Origin of the sequence: Bradyrhizobium diazoefficiens USDA 110 (assembly GCF_000011365.1) — a bacterium.
In the GTDB taxonomy this organism is placed as follows: domain Bacteria; phylum Pseudomonadota; class Alphaproteobacteria; order Rhizobiales; family Xanthobacteraceae; genus Bradyrhizobium; species Bradyrhizobium diazoefficiens.
Genome location: NC_004463.1, coordinates 4,304,768 through 4,328,200, shown reverse-complemented (window position 1 = coordinate 4,328,200; position 23,433 = coordinate 4,304,768). Strand labels below are relative to the sequence as shown.

Below are 23,433 nucleotides of genomic sequence, written 5' to 3'. Positions count from 1 at the left end.
CTCCCGCGACGCTACAGCGAGGCTTCCGGTTCACGCCAACGCAGTCTCGCCATGCCCATGCAATCCAGACTTGTCGCCCTTGCCGCCGGCCTCCTGTTGTCGACCGGTGCCGCGTATGCCCAGCAGAGCGCCAAGAAGAACGCGGCTCCTGCCCCGGCCGCACAGCCCGCGCCGGCGCCGACACAGCCGCAGGCTGACGGCGCGCAGCAGGCCGGCTGGGTCGTGCGCTGCACCAGCGTCAGCCGCGATGCGCCGCTCGAATGCGCGATGGAGCAGAACGCGGTGCTGACCAAGACCGGCCAGACCATCGTCCTGATCAACATCCGCATCGCGCCCGACACCCGCACGCCGGTGGCACTGCTGCAACTGCCGCTCGGCCTCAACCTTCCGATCGGCGCCAAGCTCCAGGTCGACGAGGGCAAGACGGTCGACCTCCAGATCCAGACCTGCGAGAACCGCGGCTGCTACGCCTCGACGCCGATCGCGGCGGACTTGCTTGCAGCCTTGCGGTCGGGCAAGCAGCTGAAGGTCTCCTTCCAGAACATGGCCAAGGAGACGATCGCGATCCCGATGCCGCTGGGCGATTTCGCGGCCGCCTACGACAAGATCAAGTAACGGGACGTTTCGCCCCTACTGCCGCGCCATCTGCGCGTTGCCGACGGCATCACCGTCGAGCTTCTGGTCGTTGTGCATGGTGACGGTGACGCGCAGCAGCCGGCCCTCGAACTCGAACGGCGCTTCGTAATGCGACACCGGGCTGCCGCGGTCGCGGCCGATGTCGAGGCCGGACCACGAGATCAGCGTGTGGAAGCCGAGCTGGGTCTGGAGCGTGCCCGCCGGCTCGCCGTCGATCAGCAGCGTGTATTCGGTAACGCCGGTGCGCGAGCCCTTGGCCGGCGGCTCCTTGCGCAGGAGGCGCTCGACGCGCACACCGAGCCGCCGCGCACCTGACGGCACCTTGCGGTTCGAGTGCACGACCTGGTGGCTGCCGCCGATGTTGAGGTCGTGCACGAGATGGCCGTCCTTGACGTAGAGGCTGTAGCCCGACGTCGCATCGCCGTGCGCGATCAGCACGCCGTTGGCGCCCGCCTCGTCGATCTCGACATGCGCCTCGATCGTGTAGCTGCGGCTGCGCACGTCGGGCGCCACATCGGTCGGCACGTGACCCATGCCGTGGTGGAAGACGAAATGGTGGCGCGCACCGTGGAAGCGCGCGGCGTTCTCCGCAAAGCGCGGCCCGAAACGGTCGTCGAGCGGCAGCACGTTGTGCTTCTCCGCCTCCTCCCACCAAGTCGCGATCATGCGGCCGAGACGCTCCGGCTCCTTGGTGGCGAGATCATTCGTCTCGGAGAAATCCTGATCCAGATGGAACAGCTCCCATCTGTCGTTCTCGAACGGCGTGCCGGGCGGATGGAAGGCGACCGCCTTCCACCCCGCCTGCCAGAGGCCGCGATGGCCGAACATCTCGAAATATTGCGGCGAGCTTTTTGAGGGCGCGGACGCGTCCGTGATCGAGCGCGCAAAGCTCTCGCCTTCGAGCGGCATCTGCCGGCAGCCCGCGATCGTCGGCGGCGCCTCGATGCCGATCAATTCCAGCAGCGTCGGCGTGAGGTCGCAGGCGTGCACGAACTGGTGCCGCAGCTCGCCTTTGCCTGCGATCTTCTTCGGCCAATTGATGACGAAGGGATCGCGGATGCCGCCGCCATGCGTGTTCTGCTTGTAGCGGCGCAGCGGCGTGTTCGACGCCATCGCCCAGCCATGCGGGAAATTGCTGTGGGTGTCGGGCCCACCGATGTCGTCGATGCGGGCGAGCTTCTCCGCGATTGGCTCCGGCTTGAAGTTGAACGGCCCCATCGCGTTGACGAAACCGAGCGGCCCGCCCTCCTGGCTCGCGCCATTGTCGGACATCACGATGATGACAGTATTGTCGCGGATGCCGGCCGTCTCGAGAAACGCAACGAGCCGGGCAAGATGGCGATCGGAATGGTCGAGCATGCCGGCGAAGGCTGCTTGCAGGCGCGTGAAGACGCGGCGCTCGTCCGCGGTATGCTCCTCCCAGGCCTTCACGCCGTCGTTGCGCGCGGGCATCCGCGTTGCCGCCGGCACGAGGCCCATCGCCCTCTGGCGCGCCAGGCGCTGCTCCCGTTCGACGTCCCAGCCGTGCGCGAAGGCCGCGTCGTAGCTCCTGATGATATCGGCGGGCGCCTGATGCGGCGCATGGCAGGCGCCCAGCGCGACCCAGGTGAGCCAGGGAATATCCGGCCGGTCGGCGACGTGATCGCCGATGAAGCGGATCGACTGGTCGATCAGGTCCTCGGTCAGGTGATAGCCGTCGGCATAGGTGCCCGGCGGATCAATGTGCGTGTTGTCCGAGACGAGCTCAGGCGCATACTGGTCGGTCTCGGCATCGAGGAAGCCGTAGAAACGATCAAAACCACGCCCGAGCGGCCAGCCGTCGAACGGGCCGGTGGCGCCGCTCTCGGTCAGCGGGGTGACGTGCCACTTGCCGACCATGTAGTTGCGATAGCCGTGCACCCGCAGCATCTCGGCGAGCGTCCCCGCCTCGCGCGCGATCTTGCCGCGATAGCCGGGATAGCCGGAATCGAAATTGGCAAGGCACCCGACGCCGACCGAATGGTGGTTGCGCCCGGTGAGCAGCGCCGCACGCGTCGTCGAGCACATCGCCGTGGTGTGGAAGCCGGAATAGCGCAGGCCCTCCGCAGCGAGCCGGTCGATGGCCGGCGTCTTGATGGACGATCCGTAGCAGCCGAAATCGGAGAAGCCGACATCGTCGAACAGCACGATGAGGATGTTCGGCGCGCCCTCTGGCGGCCTCGGTGCCTGCGGCCACCAGGGTTTGGACTCCGCAACCGTCTTGCCGACGGTGCCGCGGAACGGCGTGCCGCTGCCTGCGCTCATCTGCTTCTCCCTGCTTGTTGCGTGAACCGGACGGTTGACCCGCGGTCTGACCACGCTTAAATTATAATCAGAATTATGATTATGATTTGAAACGGATGCAAGCGCGGATGCGAGCACGTTCTGAAGAGCCCGGATTTCGCGATTTCGACCTGCCGGGCGTCGCCCCGTCGCGCCAGAAGCGCAGCCGGGAGACGACGCTGGCGCTGCTGCGCGCCGGCGCCGACATGCTGCGGGCGCGCAGCCTTGCCGAACTCTCGATCGAGGCGCTCTGCGCCGAGGTCGGCGTCACCGTCGGCGCCTTCTACAGCCGCTTCGAGAGCAAAGAGGCCTACTTCAACGCCCTGATGGCGCTGGCCACGCGCGACGGCGAGCAGCGGCTGGGCGAGATCAGGCGCCCGTCACCCGACACCGGCCTCGACAAGCTCTGCCATGTCATCGTCGGCGGCATCATCGCCTGGATGCGCAACCACGAGGGCGTGCTGCGCGCAGCGCTTCAGCATGACGACACCCGCCCGGACAAATGGACGCCGTTCAAGGCGCTCGCCCAAGCCACCACGATGCGCGCCACCCCTCTCCTGTTGCCAGCCATGGGCAAGGGAATGGGCAAGAGGCGCAAGGCCGCCAAGACCCGCACCATCGCCTTCGGCTTCCAGGTCGTGCTGGGCACGCTGGTGAACGCGATCCTCAACGATCCCGGACCGCTGTCGCTTTCGTCGAAAGAGATGGAGAGGCGGCTCGCCGGTTGCCTGTTGCTGCTGCTTCAGGCGGAGATGGGTCACCCGACACCGAGATAGGCCTTCTGCACCTGCGGGTCCTCGGCGAGCGCGGCCGCGGTGCCCGACAGCACGCTTCTGCCGACCTGGAGCACGGACAGCGGACCCGGATTTCGCCTACGCTCCATCCGGGCCACGAGCCTCCCTGCTCGACCTCACTCAACTGATAACATCGCTCGCGCGCAGCAGCGTCGTGAAGCCGCCATAGATCATGCGCTTGCCGTCGAATGGCATGCCGTCCAATTTCAGCCGAGGGTCCGCCATCACCTTCTTGTTGACGGCATCGCGCGTCTTCCGGTCGCGATAGACGATCCAGGAGAACACCACGAGCTCATCCTCCTTCGCCATCACCGCGCGCGGAAACGATGTCAGCTCGCCATAGGGAACGTCGTCGCCGATGCATTCGACATAATCGAGCGCGCCGTGCTCCATCCAGACCGCGCAGGCGGTCTTCGCCAGCGCCTTGTAGGCCTCGATCTTGTCCTTCGGCACGGCCAGCACGAAACCATCGACATAGGGCATCACGGATCTCCTTGGGTTGTATGTCCCAAGGACGATGGAGCGCGCCGCGATCCGACGCCGCGGATGCGCTTTCAGATGAGGCAAACCGTCGCGAGCGGCGGCACGGCGAGCGGGGCTTCGCAAATGGCGCGGCCGCGGGGCGGGTCAATCATGGCTTGGGAAAAGCGCCTGAACTGGCTGGGGAACCTGGACACGCATCCACCAGCATCAAAAGCCCAATAACCGCTTGTTTGTAAGCACTTCCGGCCGTAAGTCTAGGTGGATTTCCTAGGTGGGTTGGATGGACAGCAAGTACCTCGTCAAGCAGCACAACACATATTCGGTGGTCGTCGAGATCCCCAAGCGCCTTCAGGCCAAGGCTGGTCAGAAGCGCTTCAAGAAGTCCCTCCAGACCGACAGCCTCGCTGAAGCGAACCGCCTCAAACACCACTACGTGCACGGCTTCCAACGAAAGATTGCCGAGCTTGAGAAGGGCGGAGATGACACACTCGCCGCGCTCTACCGGGACGCTTCTGAGTGGAAGCCTAGAGGCGCTCTATCGCCGGCCGCGTACCACCAAGCCCGAACCCGGGCACAAGATCTATCCGTATCTGCTGCGCGGGATGGAGATCACAGGCCCGAACCAGGTCTGGGCGATGGACATCACCTACATCCCGATGGCGCGCGGCTTCGTCTATCTCGCGGTGGTGCTGGACTGGTTCAGCCGCCGGGTGCTGTCGTGGCGCGTCTCGATCACTATGGAAGCCGCATTCTGCGTCGAGACGCTGGAGGACGCTCTCGCTCGCCATGGCAAGCCGGACATCTTCAATACCGACCAAGGCTCGCAGTTCACGGGCGCCGCGTTCACCGGCATGCTCGCCAGTCATGGCATCGCCATCAGCATGGACGGTCGGGGCGCCTGGCGCGACAACGTGTTCGTCGAGCGTCTGTGGCGCAGCATCAAATACGAAGAGGTCTATCTGCGCGCCTACGACACCGTGTCCGACGCCCGCGCCTCGATCGGCCGATACCTCGCCTTTTACAATGGCCGGCGTCCCCACTCGAGCCTTGACGGCGGCACCCCCGATCAAGCTTACTTCAGCCCGCTGCCGTTCCGCGCGGCAGCCTAACTCTGGCAGAAACTCCACTTATCGACGCGGAATTGCTGTTCAGATAACCGGGGCCAGCTCTTTGTGCTGCACCATCCATCCCACCAAGGACGCAAGAGACCCAAAAATTGGGCTCCGTCCGCCTACGGCGAAAATGCAGCATTTCCCTATCAGTATCAATAGCTTAGCGATTTATTTGACTACCTATGCACGGAAGCGCGCGCTTGCTTGGTAGAATAGGGTCCCTCCGACCCTTGCCCCTTAAGTGACGAACAGGGAAATCGATTTCGAGAAGGGCAGCTAAAGCCCTTTGCCGTTGTTCGATTGCGGCTCCGCGTCCTGAAAGGGGCTCCAGAGGTCATTTAGCACTCTGGTGCAGTGTCTTAGGCGATCCAGCGACCACCTATACACGGAGGCGAGGTCTGATCGTCGCCACATCGCTCACAAGCCCCGTAGGCGCACTTATTGCTGCGAAGGCGTGGGTTAAGCCTCAAGCTGTGCGCCTGTACACAGGGGCGCGCGCTTCCCAACACCCGAAAATCGAGACAATCACCATCAACTTCACAGCGCCCTCCCACTTCTTCGGTGCGTTCTTCCATGCCTGCATGACACCCTCAGAGCTTTCCAAGCTCAACATGGTGCTCCAGCAAGGATGGACCGAAGGTAGGCTTGCCGACTTCGCCCAGAGCTGGCCCCGGTTATCTGAACAGCAATTCCGCGTCGATAAGTGGAGTTTCTGCCAGAGTTAGGCTGCCGCGCGGAACGGCAGCGGGCTGAAGTAAGCTTGATCGGGGGTGCCGCCGTCAAGGCTCGAGTGGGGACGCCGGCCATTGTAAAAGGCGAGGTATCGGCCGATCGAGGCGCGGGCGTCGGACACGGTGTCGTAGGCGCGCAGATAGACCTCTTCGTATTTGATGCTGCGCCACAGACGCTCGACGAACACGTTGTCGCGCCAGGCGCCCCGACCGTCCATGCTGATGGCGATGCCATGACTGGCGAGCATGCCGGTGAACGCGGCGCCCGTGAACTGCGAGCCTTGGTCGGTATTGAAGATGTCCGGCTTGCCATGGCGAGCGAGAGCGTCCTCCAGCGTCTCGACGCAGAATGCGGCTTCCATAGTGATCGAGACGCGCCACGACAGCACCCGGCGGCTGAACCAGTCCAGCACCACCGCGAGATAGACGAAGCCGCGCGCCATCGGGATGTAGGTGATGTCCATCGCCCAGACCTGGTTCGGGCCTGTGATCTCCATCCCGCGCAGCAGATACGGATAGATCTTGTGCCCGGGTTCGGGCTTGGTGGTACGCGGCCGGCGATAGAGCGCCTCTATCCCCATCCGCCGCATCAGCGTTTTGACATGCCGGCGGCCGATCTTGCACCCCTCGGCAGCCAGCAGGTCTCGCAACATTCGCGAACCGGCGAAAGGAAACTCCAGGTGCAGCCGGTCAAGCCGCTGCATGATCGCGAGGTCGGCGGGCGACACCGGACGTGGTAGATAATAGATACTGCCACGGCTGATCTTCAAAACTTCCGCCTGTTTGGTGATCGGCAGGTCGTGCTCACGGTCGATCATCGCTTTGCGCTCAGCAGGCCGGCTTTGCTGAGCGCGCCTTCTAAAAAATCGTTCTCAAGCGTCAGCTCCCCGATCTTGGCGTGCAGCGTTTTCACGTCTACCGCGGACTCGCTCGCTCTGTTGCCACCGCCAGGACCAAACACCTCGGCCGCCGCCTCCTGAAGCTGGGACTTCCACTGCGTGATCTGGTTCGGGTGCACGTCGAAATGCTCAGCCAGCTGGGCCAGCGTCATCTCGCCCTTGATCGCCGCTAACGCCACCTTGGCCTTGAATGCCGGTGCGTGTTGCCGGCGGGCTCGTCTGCTCATCGTCTCTCCTGATTCGCGGGACAATCTTGCCCGCCGTCAGGCAGAAACTCCACTTACCGCCCTGTCCAGATTTCCGGAGCCAGCTCTCCCGCTGGCACACCGGCAGACCCTTCTTCGCCGTGAGCAGACGCATACTCATGGCAGTGATCAACTCAGCACTGCTGCGTGACCGCTTCGCTAATCGGTTCCTCAAGGAACGCGAGCGGCGTCCTATCGCCCTGCATGCTTCCCGTCCCTATCCGCAAAAATCTGAAGAATGACCACGACACCACACCCCGGCGCACGCGAGGCTTTCAAATTCCTCCGTTCCATCTGCCGCGACTTCCAAGAACGTCTAATGCTTGGCGAAGCCATCCGCCAAGGGTGGACTGCCTCCGGTATCGAGGCAGAAGCCCGCCGATACACGGGCAAGGGCGACCTCAAATTCCGTATCGCCATCCAAGACGCATCGAAGCGGCGCTACTATAGTCCTGAAGAACAGGCCGCCGATCAAGTTCGATGGAAAGAGCTTGAAGAAGCGCAAGCCGCACGATCTGCCATAAAGGCCACTCGCGCCACAAGACCGAAGGTGCCTCCAGAGTTCGCGGGCATCCGTGCGGCCTGTCGCAACATGCTCGACTGCGACCGCCTATCGTCCGCCCTCGATGCGGAATGGACGGCCTCCGATATCGACTATCTTGCTCGACAGTTCGCACACTTGCGTCCGTGGTTGCATGTGCCCTTGCTCAGCGCACTCTTGGAGCACGAACAGGGGACTTCGGCGAGGTCTAGTGCTCCAGAGTGAAGAAGCTCCGCTAACCGCTCCTTCGCGAGCAACGCCACAGCCCGCTCATCTGATCCGACCTTGCGTCTAGGCGTGGCTACCTCTGGCGTATCGTACCCAATCATTCGATAGCGTTGGCCGCGCGCGTCAATTGTGTCGCCATCCACAACCGTTATTTCTGCGGCGGTGATTGGCTCCGCTCGCAGCGAACCGCTACAGAATGCCAACATGAGCGCCAGCACGACACCACCCAAGCTTTTCATGAGCCCTCCCTGTTTCCTCAGCGACGTGAAGAGACCTCAAGGGGTGCTCGGTGGCAAGCATGACCATTGACGGTGGGAGCACCCGGTGCGGTGTTCCTACTGTTGCCTCAAGGACTCACCCTTCAAGGCTCCTGAAGAGTACCAAGGATGTGCTCCTCGTGACCCGCCTGATCAAGCAGGCCGACGACCTCGCTGCCCAGGTCAACGTGATGGCGGGAGCGAACGTCGCCGTTGCTCATCACTCAAAGAGCGAAACTGATGCCGATGATATCGGGCGATATGACGTTCTGGTCGTGACACACCAAGCCTTCGTAAATGCGGCTGAGACCCTTGCAGGTGCCTCATGGTCACGCCTCGTGCAGTGGAAGGGAGGCCATCGCCTTCTGACCATTGTTGATGAGGCGTTAGCCAACGTGGTCGAGGAGAACAAGGTCACGCTGGAGAGCCTTCAGTTTGTCCTTGGCTGTGTGCCCTTTGACGTGGCGCAAGCCTTTCCTGATCAAGTGAGGCTCGTAGAAGCGCTGAAAGACGCGTTGGTGCAACAGGCGCAATCCGATACCAACGATGGCACGGCGAAGCTAATGTGGAGGGATGGGGGAGCAAGCGAAGTACTAAACGCTGCTCCGGCCGCCATGAAACCTCTGCGTGAGGCAATGCGCAAGGTGAAGTACGACCGGAGGATCAGGGAGGGCAACACCAAGCGCAACATTGCCAAGCTGGTGGAGGATACGCTCGCGAGCGTCCAAGCCCTTGCAGATCGATGGGCCTACTACACTCGCATCGGTAAGGACCACTCGCTCAACTCCTCCACTCTCACGGTCTCCTATGCCGTCCCCGGAGCCGTTGTGTTGGATGCGACCGCAAGTCAGAACTTCTTGTGGGAGCTCTTCCAAGGCAGAGCGCAGATTGAGCCCGTCTGTGCTGGTGCTCGCAATTATCGAAACGTGACCCTTCACGTTGCGAGAGCGAAGGGCGTTGGCAAGACGACTATGGAGAAGACGTTTGCCGCGCGCTACGCCCGATTGCTGGAGGCGCTGGAGGCGCAGTTGGGCTCTGACAGGTCTGTGTTCGTATGCGTTCACAAGGACTACGAACATTCCGCGGAGAGGTTCAAGCACCCCTTCAAGCGTGTCGGTTTCGGCCATTGGGGAGCTGTGGACGGGCGTAACGACTGGAAGGACTACGACACGGCCGTGCTGTTCGGGTTGCCTTACCGTGACCTGATATGGCCTACCAACGTGTTCTTTGCCCTTCAAGGCGTGCAGGATGATGTTTGGCTGAAGACGCCAACGTGGAAGGGATACACAAACGTCCGCCGCCTGATGCAGCAGCGTCAAATGTCCGTCGAGATTATCCAAGCCATCAATCGCATCAGGTGCCGCAAGGTCGTTGACGAGGATGGAGGCTGCGACCCGGCCGACGTGTTCATTGTGCTTCCTGCCGATAGCATGGGCGATGCCATTCTGACGGATATCAAGGCCGACATGCCTGATATCGAGGTGGTGCCGTGGTCCTTCGAAATGGATGGGCCGAAGGTCCGCCGCCCGCGTGAGGGTAGCTCGCATCAGCCTTTGCTGACGCTCATGCGCAACACAGAGCCCGGTGAAAGCGTGCCGCTCAGCACCATTCAGCGTGAGTTGGCATTGAAGCCTGCGGGGCTCTCGAAGCTCCGCGAGGTCCTTCGTAACGACACACACGCCACCAGCAAGGCCCTAGTAGAGCTTGGTGTGAAGTATGTGTCAGGCAGAGGACCGGGAGCGAAGAGCTTCCTGGTAAAGCAGCAAGTCGCCTAACGGCGGTTGCATCCGACTTGGCCGGTGAGGTCCCGCATGGGGCTTCATCGGTTCTTTTCGGTCAAACAACCCACTCTGCAAGACAAGACCACGCGCCAAGTAACGTAGAATAATTCTCATCATCCTATGGGCGCAATAAAAAGGGCCTCACGAAAACCATGAGGCCCCTCTGTCCTTCGCGACCCTTCGGCGGCGAAGTCATGGTTGAATTGGGTTTATCAGCGCCGAGACAGGGCTTTGCGCGCCTTCTGTGCCTTCGGCTTCCTCGTGCCCGTCCGCTGCGCCACGAATGCCTGATGGACCTCTCCAAATGGCACGCCGAAACGCTCCGCTATCTTCTCCAGCGACCCACCCACTTGGTTGGCGAGCACGTCGAGTTCTTGGCTCAGCTTCGAGGCCGCTTGCATCAGCCCAAGCAAGGTTGCGAGGTCTGCGAGTTGCTGCTTGCTGGCACCTTCGACCAAGGTGGGTGAGCTAGGTGGGTTTGGATTCCGCGCCATTCGGTAAGCTCCTGATTTCGTTGATGAAACGGGCTTTCCGATATTCTGGCTGGGGAACCTGGATTCGAACCAAGACAAACAGAGTCAGAGTCTGTTGTGCTACCGTTACACCATTCCCCACCGAAGCTCTTGATATAACAAGACTTTCTTCGGAAGTTTTGCAAACCGCAGCAAAAGTTTTGCAAGTCAGCGGCGCGCTGGCGCTCATATAGCCGCGTCGGCGTTCGCGGTCCAGCCCCTCTGTGACTATCGCGGCTCGTTCTCTTTACGTTCTCACCTATGACTCGGCGCCATGTCCGCCGCCCGCATCATCAAGGCGCCACCGCTTTCCGGCGGCGATCGCAAATACTACGCCCGTGAGATCCGCAAGGCGGAAGTCACCTTCCGCACAACGTCTCGAGGACGCGCGGCGACTCACGCAGCCGCGCGATCGGCAGGTCGCGCTCATGCGTAACTTCTGTACGGCAGTCCGTGCCAGCGAAGAAGCGCCGGCCGGATTTGATCGTCCTGCGTCAGGCCGGCGATCCGCAACCCGCCGCACCATCTCGCCGCATCAAGAAGGCCTCCTGACGATGTGCAATCTCTAGAGCGTCACCGCCAGCCAGGCGGCGATCAGCGCGCTGTTTCGCGTCGTCAATCGCTACGTCGGCAACCTGCCGGCGATGCCCTCGGCCTACCAGGACAATCCGGCGCCCGTGGTGCGTGCCGCCGACAACGGCGAGCGCGAGCGTGCCTTGATGCGCCGGGCATGCCGTCGCCGCCGAGCATCAAGGGGCCCCCCGTCACCAACGAGCGTAACACGACGTCGCCACACTGGCGTCGCTGGTTGAAGCCGGAGAGCCGTTGCCTAGTGCCGGCGAACAGCTTCTCCGAATACGCGCCGGAGCCGAACCCGGAAACGGGCAAGGCAGCGAGTTCGGCACCGGCATCAAATATGCTGTGGAGAACGACTGCCTTGAGTTACATGAGCGCGGGCCGTATGACCGGATACTTGCTGACGCTCCATAAAGCACGAAGCCGCCGCGCAGATCAAAATGTTCAGCCTCGATCGAACGAAGAACGATACTTCCACATTGCTGGATCTCCTCCGCGCGCTCGCCGCCCAAATGGTTTGCGTCGGGCACACTTGGAATTTGACTTTCACGTTCTTCGGCGGGGCTACGCAGACGCTAATCCCCGATATCGGCGTTCTTCTGTTTTTCGTGCTGTCCGGCTTCGTCATCGCATTCACGCTCCACGAGCGAACCAAAGCTGATGATTATTCCCTGCTGAACTATGCCGTCGAGCGCTTCGCCCGCATATACTCCGCATACGCGCCGGCGCTGATCTTGATCGCCGTACTGGACTATTCCGCCTGGGCGCTCGGAGTTGAGCGGTTTCGACTCGACAGCGCGGCAAGCTTTTTGAAGAACTTGGTGATGCTGCAGGGTTATCCTGGTAGGTGGGGCGGAGACACATTCGGCTCAGCCGGCCAGCTCAGCACGCTCGCCATCGAATTTCACATCTACTTCTTCGTCGGCGGCCTGTTCTTCTTCTGCAAAGGTCGCGACCAGATCGCTGGCCTCGTGCTGGCAATCGCAACCGCCACCGTTCCACTGTTCCATTTTGCTGAGAGGCCGGACGCGTCCCACGGCCTCTTCGTGCTCTGGTTGCTGGGCTTCGGCGGGTACTTCGTCGCGATCAATATGAGGATCGATCGGCTGGTGACAGTCGCCTGCGCCATACTCTCTATCCTGTTGTTCTGGAAGTGGCGCGGCTCTCATGTGCGCGGCGACGAGTACGCGCTAGCTGCACAACCCTATTTTGCGCTGTTTTTTGTGAGTCTTGCGATCGCAGCGCAGGGCCAAAACTGGCTCCGAAGATTTCAATCAATCGTCGGGTTCTTCGCAGGTTATTCCTATAGCCTGTTCTTAATCCACTTCACGATAGTGAAGATCGTCGTTTGGCACTTGACGTCGCCGCTCTGGGTGAGATTCGTGCTGGCGATCCTCATCTCAAATTTCGTCGCTTGGCTCTTCGCCATGGTCACCGAAGCCCGACACAAACAACTCGCTCGCTGGATACTGCGGAGAATGGCTTCGTTTCGAACCGTAACCGCTCGCCCCTGAAGACGACGGCAATCCGCTAGTAACGCTGTCGGAGGGCTTGGAGGTTAGTGGAGCCAGCTCATTCCCCACTTGGCCCCCTCAATCATCACCGCGATGAACCGATCATGCGGCTCTTCGGAATGGCAATAATGAAACGACCGGTAGAGAACAAATTACAGGACGGCGCCTGAGGCTATCCCTAAAATTGGCAATTCTCAGTCCCATCGGCTTCGCGGCGCGCTCTAACGGTTTGCCCAAGGGCCGGGAATTGGTTGACTGGACGTCTTGCGTCAATAGAGATCGAGAAATCTCACAATCCAACGTAGCAGCTGAACGGCTGGTGAATGCCCCATTCAATAAGCGTTGCATATCATAGGCGTAATCTGCCTATTGGAACCCGTATCCACGCCCTTCGTTGAAGATCAATCAAAAGGAGAGAACAGTGTTTATTCGTGCTGCAATTCTGGCGCTGGCAATCCTAGGATCAGTCTCATCGGCCATGGCTCAGTTTCCAGGCTCGCCGAGTGGCGGGTGTCCGCACGGCTATGATTTCAACTACTCCAATGGGCGCTGTTATCCTAACGAATACAAAGCGCCAGGTACCTATGCCCGACCGCAGCCGGACTATCAAGGCTATAGAGCCTATGGGTACGGATCCTGCCCCGATGGGTACGACTTCAACTATGACAACGGACGCTGCTATCCAAATTGGAGGCGCGCGCCTGGGCGATACCGCTACTGATCTGGCCACAACTCTGACACCGACCATAGGCTTTGGCGTTCAGCTTGGCGCCAAAGGTCGCGCGACGTATCCGAGGAGATCGCGCGCGAGCTGGAGCGCCGCATCAACGACGAGGGCTGCGATATTCCGGAGGCGCTGCGCGATTTCATCGAAAGCCAGCTGGGCCGCGCGATCGGCGTGCAACTGGCGCTGCCGCTGCGAATCGCCGGCCGTGGCTAAGTGCACGGCCTGTGACGATCTCGGCTGCGTATGCGAGAACCACCCGGACTACCCATGGGACGGCCCGCGCGCATGCGGTTGCGGCGGCGCCGGCGCACCCTGCCCGGCCTGCAACATCCCGGCCGACGGCGACGCGCCGCGAATGCCGGACGGCTTCCGCCTGGAGGTCGATCGCGCTGGTTCTCGCGTGCGCGGTACAGCTTGGTCGGCGACACGCGCCAGCCAAGCCTTGGGGTGAACGCCTGCCCCCTACTCCAGCTTGATGTCCGCGGCCTCGATCACCTTCTTCCAGCGCGCCGTCTCGGAGGCGATGTAGGCTGCGAACGGCTCCGAATCCACCGCGACCGCAGCCGCGCCGAGCTCGGCCATCTTCTGTACCGTGTCCGGCTGCTGCATGAAGGCGCGGATCTCGGCCGAGAGCTTTTCGACGATCGGCTTCGGCGTGCCCGCAGGGACGAGGAAGCCGTGCCAGGCGACCGCCTCGAAGCCCGGTAGGAATTCGGCGACGGCCGGGACTTCCGGATCGAACGCGGCGCGCTTCGGCGTTGCTGTCGCAAGCATCGCGAGCTGGCCGGTCTTCACCTGCGGCAGCAGCAGCGGCACGTTGTCGAAGGCGAGATCGATCTGACCGCTGAGGAGATCGGTCAGCATCTGGCTGGAGCCCTTGTAAGGCACGTGCACCATCTTCGTGCCGGTCATCTGCTGGAACAGCTCGCCGGCCAGATGCTGCGAAGTACCGACGCCGGCCGAGCCGAACGAGACCTTGTCCGGATTCGCCTTCAGATAGGCGATTAGCTCCGGCACGGTGCGCGCCTTGATCTTGTTGGGGTTCACGACGAGAACGTTGGGCACGACGCTGATCTGGGCGACCGGCACCAGATCCTTGTCCGGCTGGTAGCTGAGCTTCGGCCCATAGAGCGAGGGGTTGATGGCGAGCGCCGACGTGCTGGCAAGCCCGAGCGTGATGCCGTCAGGCGCCGATTTCGCCAGCCGTGTCACGCCGAGGATCGAGCCGGCGCCGCCGACATTCTCCACCACGAAGGGCTTGCCGAGCTTGACCTGCAAATGGTTGGAGACCATGCGCGCGAAGATGTCAGCGGTGCCGCCGGCGGCGAAGGGAACGATCACCGTCACCTGCTTGGACGGATAGCCGTCCTGCGCCTTCGCCGGCGACGTCGCCAGCAGCATCACTGAGGCAAGAACAAGCCACATCGATCTCATCGAAGTTTCCTCTGTTTTCACTGTGTTATTGATTGGCCGCCGCGCGCGGCGGGTGTTTTAGAACGCGACCTCATACATCCCGTGGATCGCATCCCGGCCGAGATCGCGCGGGTTGTTGTCGAGCAGGCGGCGAATGGCGTGCGCCTCGTCGGCCATCACCCCGAGGTCGTCCTTGGGCACGCCGAGCGCGGACAGCCGCATCTCGATCCCGAGATCCCTGCAGAACTCGTAAGTCGCGTCGAACGCGCGTTTCGCATCGCCCTGCTCCGGCAGTCCGAGCGCCTGGAGCACTGCGCGCGTCTTCGCCTCGACCGCCGGCATGTTGAAGGCCAGCGTGTGCGGGAAGATCACCGCGCAGGCGAGCCCGTGCGCGACATGATGGCGCGTGCCAAGCGGATAGGCCACCGCATGGCCGGCGGTGGTGTTCACCGGTCCAAGGCAGTAGCCACCATAGAGCGAAGCCAGGGCAAGACCGGCGCGCGCCTCGCGGTCGCCGCCGTCGGCCACCGCGCGCTTGAGATAGCGCCCGACCAGCCGCGCTCCCTCGAGCGCATAGAGATCGATCGTCGGATGCGCCTTGCGGCTGGTATAGGCCTCGACGCAATGCGCGAGCGCATCGACGCCGGTGGCCGCGGTGACCTCCTTCGGCACGGTCATCGTCAAGTCCGGATCGACGATGGCGATGTCGGCGAGCATGAAGCGGCTCTGCACCGCCTGCTTGTTCTGGCTGACGGGATCGGTGACGAGCGCACGAGTGCCGGCCTCGCTGCCGGTGCCCGACGTGGTCGGGATCTGCATCAGCGCCACGCTGCGGCCGGCCACCTTCTCCGGCCCGACGATGTCGGCAAAGGCCACGTCGGACGTGCAGAGCACCGCGACCAGCTTGGCGAGATCCATCGCGCTGCCGCCGCCGAAGCCGACCACGAGATCGGGCTTGGCCTCGCGCGCCATCGCCACCGCCTTCTCGAGATTGGGCAGGTCCGGCTCGGGCTTGACGTCGCCGAACACCTTCACCGCACCCGGCAACGCCAGCATGTCGATGCGGCGCGCATTGAACGCATCGGAAATCACGAGCGGCCGCTTGGCGCCGGTCCGCTCGGCGAAGCGCGCCGCGGCCGTGATCGTGCCGTTGCCGAATTCCAGGATGGTGGGACGAAGGATTTCGATGGGCGTGAAGGCGTTGGTCATCGTGCGGTCGATCTCATGATTTGGATGCGGAGGCGCCAGCGGCCAGCCGTTCGGCATAGTCGATGGCCTCGATCAGGCTGTGCTCGTTGGCGATGCCCTTGCCGGCAATGTCGAAGGCGGTGCCATGATCGACGGAGGTGCGGATGATCGGCAGGCCCAGCGTGATGTTGACGCCGGAGAGCTCCTGCCAGCGGCCGGTCGCGGGATCGACCTGGAAGCCGAGCAGCTTGACGGGAATGTGCCCCTGGTCGTGATACATCGCGACCGCCGCATCGAACTGGCCGGCGCGCAGCTTGACGAAGATGGTGTCGCCGGGCACGGGACCGATGACATCGAGGCCGTCGGCGACCGCTTTGGCGATCGTCGGCGCCGACACGTCGATATCCTGCCGGCCGAACAGGCCGCCCTCGCCCGCATGCGGATTGAGCGCGGCGACCGCGATCTTTGGTTTGGCAATGCCGAGCCGGCGCAGCGCATCGTTGGTGAGGTCGATCACCATGCGCAACCGCTCCGGCGTCAGACGCTTCGGCACGTCTTCCAGCGCGACATGGGTCGAGACATGGCTGACGCGCATGTTGCCATGGGCGAGCAGCATCACCGAGCCGCGCACGCCGGTCAGATGGGCCAGCATCTCGGTATGGCCGGGGAAATGATAGCCGGCCTTGTTGAGGGCCTCCTTGTTGAGGGGGGCCGTGACGATGGCCGCGGTCCGGCCCGCCTGCGTCAGACGCACGCCCTGCTCGATCGCCTTATAGGCGAAGCGGCCGCCATCGGCGCTGAGCACGCCCGGCTTGATCGGGTCGCCCTCGGCGTCGGCTTGCAGGTAGCAGAGGTTGGGCCATTCGCGATCGTCCGCCGACACCTGCGGGATGGCAACGTCGGTGCCGAGCGCGGCCTTCGCGCCGTCCAACGCCGCGCCGCTGCCGATGATCAGCAGGCGCAGATCGCCCGTCGCGATCCGGCCCTTCAGCCCGAGGCAGGCCTTGACGATGATCTCCGGCCCGATCCCGGCCGGATCGCCCATGGTGATGGCAAGATGACGAGAGGTCATGTCGGACTCTCCATTCTGAGCAGATGATTGTCCCGGAGCAGATCACGCCAGAGATCGCGGGTTCCGAACGCTCCGGACTTCGAGACGACGTCAACGCCGGCCCAGCGCCCGCCTTGCAGCACTGAACGCGGCAGCCCCGGCACGATGCGTCCTGTCACCTGAAGGGCATGCGCGCCAAGGGCAACGCATGCGGCCTTCAGGGTCTCGCCGCCGGCGACGATCAACGTGCCGGGTCGATCGAGCGCCGCGATCAGCGCCGTCATTTCGCGCGCGATCCGCCGCGCCGCCTCGACGCGCGTCAGGCCTTCGGCGAGAGAGAATTTGACCAATGCGATTCCGTCACCGGCCAGCTTGCGCTGGACACGCATCGCGCCCTCACCTTCCGCAAGGGCGATGGTCGCCTCGCCGCATGCGGCGAGCTGCGACGCCGTGGCAGCCTGGTCCGAGCCGAACAGTCCCAGCACCGGCAGCTTCAACTGGCTCGGCGCGTCGGCACGATGGCTGCGGGCGAGCGCCCCGGCCAAGCCGCCGCTTCCGCACCACAGCACGGGCCCCGGCATGCGCCGTCCCATCTCCACCACACGATCGAGATCGATGTCGCTCTCGGCATCGAAGACCTGAACGCTGGCCTGCGCCAGCGTGTCGGCCTGCCCCTGCCGCGCCTCGATGCCCTCGAGCTGCAATTGGGCGAGGAGATTGTCGCCGACGCGATGCCAGTCGCCTTGCACCGTGCGCGCGAATTGCTGGCCATCGACGGTACGGCGTCCCTGATAGTCGAAGGCGGGCGCGACCACGCAAGATGCCCAATGGCCGCTGCGCAGGCAGGCGCCGAGCTCTGCCGCCCATGCGCCACGCAGGAGGCTATCGACCTTCTTGTAGCCGATCGTCGCCCCGTGGAGCTGCGGCGCCAGCCGCCCGACGATCTCGACGCTCTCGGCCTTGGAGCGCTCCCGCGTGCCGCTGTCGATCGCAAGGCTCCGGGAGCCCTGCGTCGCGGGCGCTTCCGGCCAGGTAACGTCGAACGATCCGCACAGGCCGACGAACTCCGCCGCGGTGTCAAGCGCACCGGTGAGATCGTCGGCAAGCAGGCGGACACTCGTCATCGGCGCACGCCTCCTGCGTCGAAAATCTTGCCCGGATTCATCAGGCCATTCGGATCGAGCAGATGCTTGATATCGCGCATCAGCTCGATGTCGAGCGGATCGGCGACGCGGGCGAGCCGGCCGCGATTGGTGATGCCGATGCCGTGCTCGGCGCTGATGGCCCCGCCTTGCGCCGCGGTCTCTTCGTCGACGATCTCGTTGATCTCGGCCACCAGCTCGGCCGTCGCATCCGGGTCCTGACAATGCGCGCGATCGATCAGTGCCACGACATGGATGTTGCCGTCACCGATATGGCCGTGCATGACGACGTTCGCATGTGGCACGGCGGCCTTGATCCGGGCCTCGACATTTTTGACGAAGGCCGCCTGGCGCTCCAGCGGCACGACGCTGTCATGCGACACCACGTAACCGCTGCGCTTGTTGCCTTCGGACACGCTGTGCCGGACCGCCCAGATCGCCTTCGCCTGCGCCAGGTTGGAGGCCAATATGGCGTCTTCGGCAAGCCCCGCCTCCATCGCCTCGGCAAGCACCGCGGCCAGCGGCTCGCTCAGGTCCACGCCTGCGAGCGTGTCGGTCAGCTCGACGATCAGATACCACGGCGTCGTCAGCTCGAAGGAGATCGTGACATGCGGCACCGTCTTCGCGATCGCCTCGATCTGCGACCGCGACATGATCTCGAGGCTGCCGAGCCGGTCGCCGACGGCACCGCGCAGGCGCTGCATGATCTCGAGCGCCTGCTCGACGCCCTGCAACTTCAATAGCGCCAAAGCCGAGCTGCGCGGCGGCGCGAACAGTTTCAGCACCGCTGCGGTGACGATGCCGAGCGTTCCTTCGGCGCCGATGAAGAGCTGCTTGAGCGCGTAGCCCGTGTTGTCCTTGCGCAGCGCGCGCAGGCCGTTGAAGACGCGCCCGTCGGGCAGCACGACCTCCAACCCGAGCACGAGATCGCGCGTCGGCCCGTAGCGCAGCACGGCCGTGCCGCCGGCATTGGTCGAGATATTGCCGCCGATCTGGCAGGAGCCCTCGGCACCGAGGCTCAGGGGAAAATAGCGATCGACGTCCCGGGCCGCGTTCTGCACCTCGGCGAGGATGCAGCCGGCCTCCACGGTGATCGTGTTGGCGAGCGGGCTGACGTCGCGCACGGCCCGCATGCGGTCGAGCCGGATCACGACATTGCCCGCGCGATCGTCCGGCGTCGCCGCCCCGCACATGCCGGTGTTGCCGCCCTGCGGCACGATCGCGAGCCGCCTTGCCGCGCAGAACTTGACGACGGAGGCGACCTCGGCGGTCGAGCCGGGCTTCACCACCGCCACGGCGCGGCCGTGATAGCGCCCGCGCCAGTCCACCACATAGGGCTCCTGGTCGGGCCCGGACGCGATGACGTACTTGTCGCCGACGATATCAGCGAGCCCGGCCAACGCACCCTGGAAAGAATCGGACATCGGATCGCCTCGTCGCCCGCGCCAAGTCTAGACGGCGGCGGCAGCGAATGCAGCAGCATCCGCGAGCAGTTCTTTCATTTGAGCCGGCGGCAGCGACTCCAGCGGCGGCCGCAGCCGCTGCCATCCGGCGTGACCGGTGCGCTCGGCCACCAGCGCCTTCAGCGATGCCATCTGCGGGAACCGCGAGACCAGCTCGCGCGCCTTCACGATGCGCGCCTGCGCCGCCTTGAGGGCCGGATCGTCATCGCCGTCGCGAAAGTGCTTGTAGACGTGGGCAAGACTGCGCGCGACGAGGTTGGACGTCGCGGTGATGCAGCCTGCGCCGCCCTTGCGCAGCAACGGCAGCATCAACGGGTCCGCGCCGCCCAGGACCGCGAACCCGGGGAAGCGCTCCACCATTGCGGTCATGTTGGCGAAATCGCCGGACGAATCCTTGATGCCGGTGAAGACGGCCGGATAGGCCTTGCGCAGCCGTTCGATCAGCGCATGCGAGATCGGCTGCGCCGACATCTGCGGATAGTGGTAGAGCACGACTTTCAGGCGCGCATCACCGATGCGCTGCACCACTTCGCTGTAGGAGGCGTAGATGCCGTCATCGCTGACGTTCTTGTAGTAGAATGGCGGCAGCATCACCACGGTGTCGACGCCGACCGAAAGCGCGTGACGCGTCAGCGCGATGGTCTCGGTGAGCGCGGCAACGCCGGTGCCGGGCAGAAGCCGCTGCGGCGCGATGCCGGCGGCCACCACGGCTTCAAGCAGCGCGGTGCGCTCGGCCGCTGAGAAGGAGTTTGCCTCGCCGGTCGTGCCGAGCAGCGCGATGCCGTTGCAGCCCTCATCCAGAAGGTAGCGGCAATGCTCCACGAAACGCGCGTGATCGGGCGCGAGCTCGGCGTCGAGCGGGGTCAGCGCGGCGGAGAACACGCCATGAGGGTGCAGCGATGATGTCGACAAGCTTCCTCCGATCGTCAAATCGATATTGTTCGGAATGCGAACATTTGTTATTTACTGATACTGTCAGTAAAATCAGCGCACCCCTGCGTCAAGGGTGATGCTGTCATGACGGGGGCATTCGAGCATGGCCAAGGTCCACAAGAAGGCCGCGAAGCGCAAACCTGAAGCTAGCCCAAAGAATCCCAAGAATTATGTCGCTTCCGTTGGGAAGGCCTTCGCTGTGCTCAGGAGTTTCACCAGCGAGGCCTTCGAACTCACCTTGAGTGAAGTCGCCGCACGCGCCGATCTCGATCGCGGGACCGCGTTCCGGCTGATCCAGACCCTGATCGAGCTCGGCTATCTCCAGCCGGTTCCGCAAAGCCGCCGGTTCCGCCTCGGGCTCGCCTGTCTCGACCTCGGCTACACGGTGCTGTCGCACGGATCGCTGCGAGCCATCGTCGAGCCGCTGCTGCGCGACCTCGTGCCTGACGTGGGCGATGCGGCCTCGCTCGGCATCCTCGACGGCGGCGACGTGATCTATCTCGCGCGCGTCGGCGCCGGCCTCGACCGTCACAAGATGGATCGCCGGCCGGGTTCGCGCATTCCCGCCTACAGCGCCGCGCTCGGCCATGTCATGCTGGCGCATCTGCCGCGGGACGAGCAGATCGAGCGACTGGAAGCGCGCCCTCGCGTCAAGCTGTCGGAACGAACGCTGACCGATCTCGACGCCCTGCTCGCCCGGCTCGACCTGGTGAGGAAGAAAGGCCACGCCGTCTCCGACGGCGAGAACGCCTATGGCTTGCGGACGCTGGCCACGCCGATCTTCGACGCCCAGGGTGTCGTGATCGGGGGATTGAGCGTCACCATCGACGCGATGCGCATGGACATGCCGGCCTTTCGCGACCAGGCGCTGCCGCGACTGACGCAGTTGACGCGCCAGGTGCAGGATATCGCGATCAAGTCGGGATTGTCGGGCTGAGGGCGGCGGACTAGACGACGATGTGATCGAAGTCGGCGGCGATCCGGCTGTTCGGGAAGATCCTTGCCGCCTCGGCCAGGATCTCTTCGTCCTCGTAGCGTCCCGACATATGGGTCAGCACGAGCTGTCCGACATTGTTCGCGGCCGCAAAGGCGGCTGCTTCTGCTGCGGTAAGGTGGCCGTAGTCCCGCGCGATCGACGCGTCGCGATCGAGAAACGTCGCCTCGATCACCAGCATGTCGGCGTCGGCGACATATTGCGACAGCCCCTCGGTGGTCTCGGTGTCGCCGATCACGACGAGCTTCCTGCCGCCGGTCGCCGGCCCCAAAACGTCCTCCGGATCGATCGTCCGGCCGTCTTCGATCACGACCGGCCGTCCTTGGGCCAATTCGCCGCGCAAGGGACCGTCGGGCACACCGAGCGAGGCGAGGCGATCGGGCAGAAGGTGACGGCGCGCGGGGCTTTGGAATACGAAGCCAAAGCTGTCGGTGTCGCGATGGCGGACCGGAAAGCAGTCGATGGTGAAGCCGCCGGCATCGATGACCTGTCCTTCGCTCAGCGCTGCGAACTCCACGGGGATCGGCGCCCTGCCCGCGCCCCACAGGCCCGCCAGCATCCGGATGACGATGTCGAGTGTGCCCGGGCCGCCATGAATGGTCATCACATCGGAGGATTGCCGCAAGCCCAGCGTCGAGAAGAGACCGGGGATGCCGAGCACGTGATCGAGATGAGCGTGCGTCAGCAGGATGCGGTCGAGCCGCCGGAAGCCGGCGCCACTGCGCAGCAACTGGCGCTGCGTGCCCTCGCCGCAATCGATCAGGATGCGCTTGCCCGCGGCCTCCACCAGGAGGGCCGGATGGTTGCGTTCCGCCGAGGGAACGCTGGCCGAGGTCCCGAGAAATGTCAGGGCGAACATGCTCGTCAGTGTCCCGAGACCGCCGCTCTCCCCGACAGCACCGGAGCGGCGCGCAAGGTGGACGGTCTCACCGCCCCAAATGCCACGCGAGCAGCAGCGCGTACAGGCCCATCGACGCGGCGTAGAGCGCGCCAAGCAGTGCGTAGCCCGCGATCTGGCGACCGAGCGTCGCCTTCGGCGTCACCCACCAGTCCAACGCCCTGAAGGCGGCCGGCACCAGCCACCAGCCGAGCAGCTGGGTGCTCACGAGATTGCCGACGAAGAGCGACAGCCAGACCGGCACGCCGTGGCTGTCGATCAAGGGCGCGCTGACGAAATAGCCCCAGAGGTAGACCACGGGATAGAGCACCAGGAGCACGATGAGGTTGCTCTTCCAGATCAACGCAGGCCCCTGCTCCGGAGCCTGCGTCTTGCCGGCCGGGAACCAGAAATTGAAGCCGTAGCTCGCCCGCTTCACGTTCATGCCCGCGTTGAAGCGCGCGCCCTCCCTAAGCAGGGTCTGCCGCAACGGCGAGTCGAGCCATGCGCTGAGGTTGGCATCGCTGTCGAATGACAGGATGACGATCCACTCGTCGTGCAGGCCCGGAATGGGCCGCTCGATCTTGTGCCGCAAAAATCCTTTGAACTCGGCTTCCGCGGCCTGGATGCGCTGCTGCCAGGTGAGGAAAGCGTCCTCCAATCCTGCCGGCACCTTGAAGGAGATCACGGCGGAGACCGCGCTGTCGCGCTGCACTCCGGTGTCGGGCAGGATATGGACGTCCTCCGAGCCAACGAAGAAGCGTTGTATCTCCGCAATCAGCTTCGCCCGCACCTCGCTCTGAAGCCAGGCGCGCGCCGCCGCCGGACTCGCGAAGCGCACGATCGTCACCCAGTCCACATGCGCCGGCGGCTGCGGCGGCACCACCTCCTGGCTGAGAAAGCCGGGCCAGGTCTTGAGCACCTCGCCGACCTCGCCGTTCCACCGCGCAAACGCCGCAAAGCCGTCGTCGGCGATGCGGCGCTGGATGACGAGGGCGACCGGCTGGCCGGCCGTATCGGGTGATCCGTTCATCG

At 63.9% G+C, this 23,433-nt stretch carries 20 protein-coding genes, 1 tRNA gene and 3 pseudogenes; 10 read left to right on the top strand and 14 right to left on the bottom strand.

Annotated features, from left to right (window positions below):
* Positions 1-51 precede the first annotated feature (51 nt).
* The gene (locus BJA_RS19335) at positions 52-615 is read left to right on the top strand and encodes an invasion associated locus B family protein (protein ID WP_038966870.1); all 564 of its coding nucleotides are present in this window, start codon (positions 52-54) and stop codon (positions 613-615) included.
* 15 nt (positions 616-630) lie between these two features.
* Here BJA_RS19335 and BJA_RS19330 read toward each other — a convergent pair whose 3' ends face one another.
* Positions 631-2,919, bottom strand: a complete 2,289-nt coding sequence (locus tag BJA_RS19330) for an arylsulfatase (RefSeq protein WP_011086677.1) — start codon at positions 2,917-2,919, stop codon at positions 631-633.
* A 107-nt stretch (positions 2,920-3,026) separates the two neighbouring features.
* On the opposite strand from BJA_RS19330, the gene BJA_RS19325 reads away from it, so the two are divergent.
* Complete coding sequence (locus tag BJA_RS19325; RefSeq protein ID WP_038966869.1) at positions 3,027-3,713, top strand: TetR/AcrR family transcriptional regulator; 687 nt, start codon at positions 3,027-3,029, stop codon at positions 3,711-3,713.
* On the opposite strand, the gene BJA_RS19320 is transcribed toward BJA_RS19325, so the two are convergent.
* Together BJA_RS19320 and BJA_RS19315 are read right to left on the bottom strand one after the other, a co-directional pair.
* On the bottom strand, positions 3,695-3,820 hold the full coding sequence (locus BJA_RS19320; RefSeq protein WP_236842238.1) for a hypothetical protein: 126 nt from the start codon (positions 3,818-3,820) through the stop codon (positions 3,695-3,697). The two genes, BJA_RS19325 and BJA_RS19320, sit on opposite strands and share 19 nt — an antisense overlap.
* A gap of 31 nt (positions 3,821-3,851) precedes the next feature.
* On the bottom strand, positions 3,852-4,214 hold the full coding sequence (locus BJA_RS19315; protein WP_038966868.1) for a DUF1428 domain-containing protein: 363 nt from the start codon (positions 4,212-4,214) through the stop codon (positions 3,852-3,854).
* 280 nt (positions 4,215-4,494) lie between these two features.
* On the opposite strand from BJA_RS19315, the pseudogene BJA_RS43860 reads away from it, so the two are divergent.
* Together BJA_RS43860 and BJA_RS19310 are read left to right on the top strand one after the other, a co-directional pair.
* Positions 4,495-4,620, top strand: a pseudogene (locus BJA_RS43860) (DUF6538 domain-containing protein); the annotation flags it as partial.
* A 118-nt stretch (positions 4,621-4,738) separates the two neighbouring features.
* Positions 4,739-5,323 (top strand): annotated as a pseudogene (locus tag BJA_RS19310) (IS3-like element ISBj3 family transposase); the annotation flags it as partial.
* 724 nt (positions 5,324-6,047) lie between these two features.
* Here the strand turns inward: BJA_RS19310 and BJA_RS19305 are convergent.
* Positions 6,048-7,183, bottom strand: a protein-coding gene (locus BJA_RS19305; protein WP_085973330.1) for an IS3-like element ISBj3 family transposase whose coding sequence is annotated in 2 segments (ribosomal slippage) — positions 6,048-6,925 and positions 6,925-7,183 — 1,137 coding nt in all. Because the reading frame shifts where the segments join, the coding sequence is not laid out codon by codon here.
* Between the two features lie 137 nt (positions 7,184-7,320).
* Here BJA_RS19305 and BJA_RS43675 point away from each other — a divergent pair.
* From BJA_RS43675 to BJA_RS19295, 3 genes are all read left to right on the top strand, one after another.
* Positions 7,321-7,443, top strand: coding sequence for a hypothetical protein (locus BJA_RS43675; RefSeq protein WP_257784513.1), 123 nt, complete (start codon positions 7,321-7,323; stop codon positions 7,441-7,443).
* Entirely contained in the window at positions 7,440-7,967 is a 528-nt protein-coding gene (locus BJA_RS19300; protein WP_011086671.1) for a hypothetical protein, read from the top strand. Before BJA_RS43675 ends, BJA_RS19300 begins: the two co-directional genes overlap by 4 nt.
* 400 nt (positions 7,968-8,367) lie before the next feature.
* The gene (locus tag BJA_RS19295; RefSeq protein ID WP_162494083.1) at positions 8,368-10,002 is read left to right on the top strand and encodes a hypothetical protein; all 1,635 of its coding nucleotides are present in this window, start codon (positions 8,368-8,370) and stop codon (positions 10,000-10,002) included.
* Between the two features lie 218 nt (positions 10,003-10,220).
* Here the strand turns inward: BJA_RS19295 and BJA_RS19290 are convergent, their stop codons facing one another.
* Complete coding sequence (locus tag BJA_RS19290) at positions 10,221-10,502, bottom strand: hypothetical protein (RefSeq protein ID WP_133415014.1); 282 nt, start codon at positions 10,500-10,502, stop codon at positions 10,221-10,223.
* Positions 10,503-10,548: 46 nt separating this feature from the next.
* Positions 10,549-10,622, bottom strand: a tRNA-Gln gene (locus tag BJA_RS19285).
* 491 nt (positions 10,623-11,113) lie between these two features.
* Between BJA_RS19285 and BJA_RS43110 the strand changes: the two are divergent.
* Both BJA_RS43110 and BJA_RS19280 read left to right on the top strand, forming a co-directional pair.
* Positions 11,114-11,409: pseudogene (locus BJA_RS43110) on the top strand (SOS response-associated peptidase); the annotation flags it as partial.
* 127 nt (positions 11,410-11,536) lie between these two features.
* Positions 11,537-12,610: an acyltransferase family protein gene (locus tag BJA_RS19280; RefSeq protein ID WP_011086669.1), complete on the top strand. Its 1,074-nt coding sequence runs from the start codon at positions 11,537-11,539 to the stop codon at positions 12,608-12,610.
* Between the two features lie 1,189 nt (positions 12,611-13,799).
* Here BJA_RS19280 and BJA_RS19275 read toward each other — a convergent pair.
* From BJA_RS19275 to BJA_RS19250, 6 genes are read right to left on the bottom strand one after another with little or no spacing between them, the layout of a single operon-like run.
* Positions 13,800-14,771, bottom strand: a complete 972-nt coding sequence (locus BJA_RS19275) for a Bug family tripartite tricarboxylate transporter substrate binding protein (protein ID WP_038966280.1) — start codon at positions 14,769-14,771, stop codon at positions 13,800-13,802.
* A 57-nt stretch (positions 14,772-14,828) separates the two neighbouring features.
* Positions 14,829-15,959, bottom strand: a complete 1,131-nt coding sequence (locus BJA_RS19270; protein WP_028170942.1) for an iron-containing alcohol dehydrogenase — start codon at positions 15,957-15,959, stop codon at positions 14,829-14,831.
* Positions 15,960-15,972: 13 nt separating this feature from the next.
* On the bottom strand, positions 15,973-17,010 hold the full coding sequence (gene pdxA / locus BJA_RS19265; RefSeq protein ID WP_011086666.1) for a 4-hydroxythreonine-4-phosphate dehydrogenase PdxA: 1,038 nt from the start codon (positions 17,008-17,010) through the stop codon (positions 15,973-15,975).
* A complete protein-coding gene (locus BJA_RS19260) occupies positions 17,007-18,113 on the bottom strand; it encodes a four-carbon acid sugar kinase family protein (protein ID WP_011086665.1) in 1,107 nt (368 codons plus the stop codon). The genes pdxA and BJA_RS19260 overlap by 4 nt, the downstream gene beginning before the upstream one ends.
* Positions 18,110-19,555 (bottom strand): FAD-binding oxidoreductase, encoded by a 1,446-nt coding sequence (locus BJA_RS19255; RefSeq protein ID WP_011086664.1) that lies wholly within the window; start codon positions 19,553-19,555, stop codon positions 18,110-18,112. The genes BJA_RS19260 and BJA_RS19255 overlap by 4 nt, the downstream gene beginning before the upstream one ends.
* A gap of 27 nt (positions 19,556-19,582) precedes the next feature.
* Positions 19,583-20,506, bottom strand: a complete 924-nt coding sequence (locus BJA_RS19250; RefSeq protein ID WP_028170938.1) for a dihydrodipicolinate synthase family protein — start codon at positions 20,504-20,506, stop codon at positions 19,583-19,585.
* 124 nt (positions 20,507-20,630) lie between these two features.
* On the opposite strand from BJA_RS19250, the gene BJA_RS19245 reads away from it, so the two are divergent.
* Positions 20,631-21,464, top strand: coding sequence for an IclR family transcriptional regulator (locus BJA_RS19245; protein ID WP_011086662.1), 834 nt, complete (start codon positions 20,631-20,633; stop codon positions 21,462-21,464).
* A 10-nt stretch (positions 21,465-21,474) separates the two neighbouring features.
* Here the strand turns inward: BJA_RS19245 and rnz are convergent, their stop codons facing one another.
* Positions 21,475-22,380 carry a ribonuclease Z gene (rnz, locus tag BJA_RS19240; protein ID WP_011086661.1) on the bottom strand — a complete coding sequence of 302 codons (906 nt, stop codon included), beginning with the start codon at positions 22,378-22,380 and terminating at the stop codon, positions 21,475-21,477.
* A gap of 67 nt (positions 22,381-22,447) precedes the next feature.
* On the bottom strand, positions 22,448-23,431 hold the full coding sequence (locus BJA_RS19235) for an antibiotic biosynthesis monooxygenase (RefSeq protein WP_011086660.1): 984 nt from the start codon (positions 23,429-23,431) through the stop codon (positions 22,448-22,450).
* Positions 23,432-23,433: the final 2 nt, after the last annotated feature.

Coding starts and splice junctions, on each gene's coding strand:
- BJA_RS19335 (WP_038966870.1), top strand. CDS start 52: ATGCCCATGCAATCCAGACTTGTCGCCCTTGCCGCCGGCCTCCTGTTG.
- BJA_RS19330 (WP_011086677.1), bottom strand. CDS start 2,919: ATGAGCGCAGGCAGCGGCACGCCGTTCCGCGGCACCGTCGGCAAGACG.
- BJA_RS19325 (WP_038966869.1), top strand. CDS start 3,027: ATGCGAGCACGTTCTGAAGAGCCCGGATTTCGCGATTTCGACCTGCCG.
- BJA_RS19320 (WP_236842238.1), bottom strand. CDS start 3,820: ATGGAGCGTAGGCGAAATCCGGGTCCGCTGTCCGTGCTCCAGGTCGGC.
- BJA_RS19315 (WP_038966868.1), bottom strand. CDS start 4,214: ATGCCCTATGTCGATGGTTTCGTGCTGGCCGTGCCGAAGGACAAGATC.
- BJA_RS43675 (WP_257784513.1), top strand. CDS start 7,321: ATGGCAGTGATCAACTCAGCACTGCTGCGTGACCGCTTCGCTAATCGG.
- BJA_RS19300 (WP_011086671.1), top strand. CDS start 7,440: ATGACCACGACACCACACCCCGGCGCACGCGAGGCTTTCAAATTCCTC.
- BJA_RS19290 (WP_133415014.1), bottom strand. CDS start 10,502: ATGGCGCGGAATCCAAACCCACCTAGCTCACCCACCTTGGTCGAAGGT.
- BJA_RS19280 (WP_011086669.1), top strand. CDS start 11,537: ATGTTCAGCCTCGATCGAACGAAGAACGATACTTCCACATTGCTGGAT.
- BJA_RS19275 (WP_038966280.1), bottom strand. CDS start 14,771: ATGAGATCGATGTGGCTTGTTCTTGCCTCAGTGATGCTGCTGGCGACG.
- BJA_RS19270 (WP_028170942.1), bottom strand. CDS start 15,959: ATGACCAACGCCTTCACGCCCATCGAAATCCTTCGTCCCACCATCCTG.
- pdxA (WP_011086666.1), bottom strand. CDS start 17,010: ATGACCTCTCGTCATCTTGCCATCACCATGGGCGATCCGGCCGGGATC.
- BJA_RS19260 (WP_011086665.1), bottom strand. CDS start 18,113: ATGACGAGTGTCCGCCTGCTTGCCGACGATCTCACCGGTGCGCTTGAC.
- BJA_RS19255 (WP_011086664.1), bottom strand. CDS start 19,555: ATGTCCGATTCTTTCCAGGGTGCGTTGGCCGGGCTCGCTGATATCGTC.
- BJA_RS19245 (WP_011086662.1), top strand. CDS start 20,631: ATGGCCAAGGTCCACAAGAAGGCCGCGAAGCGCAAACCTGAAGCTAGC.
- rnz (WP_011086661.1), bottom strand. CDS start 22,380: ATGTTCGCCCTGACATTTCTCGGGACCTCGGCCAGCGTTCCCTCGGCG.
- BJA_RS19235 (WP_011086660.1), bottom strand. CDS start 23,431: ATGAACGGATCACCCGATACGGCCGGCCAGCCGGTCGCCCTCGTCATC.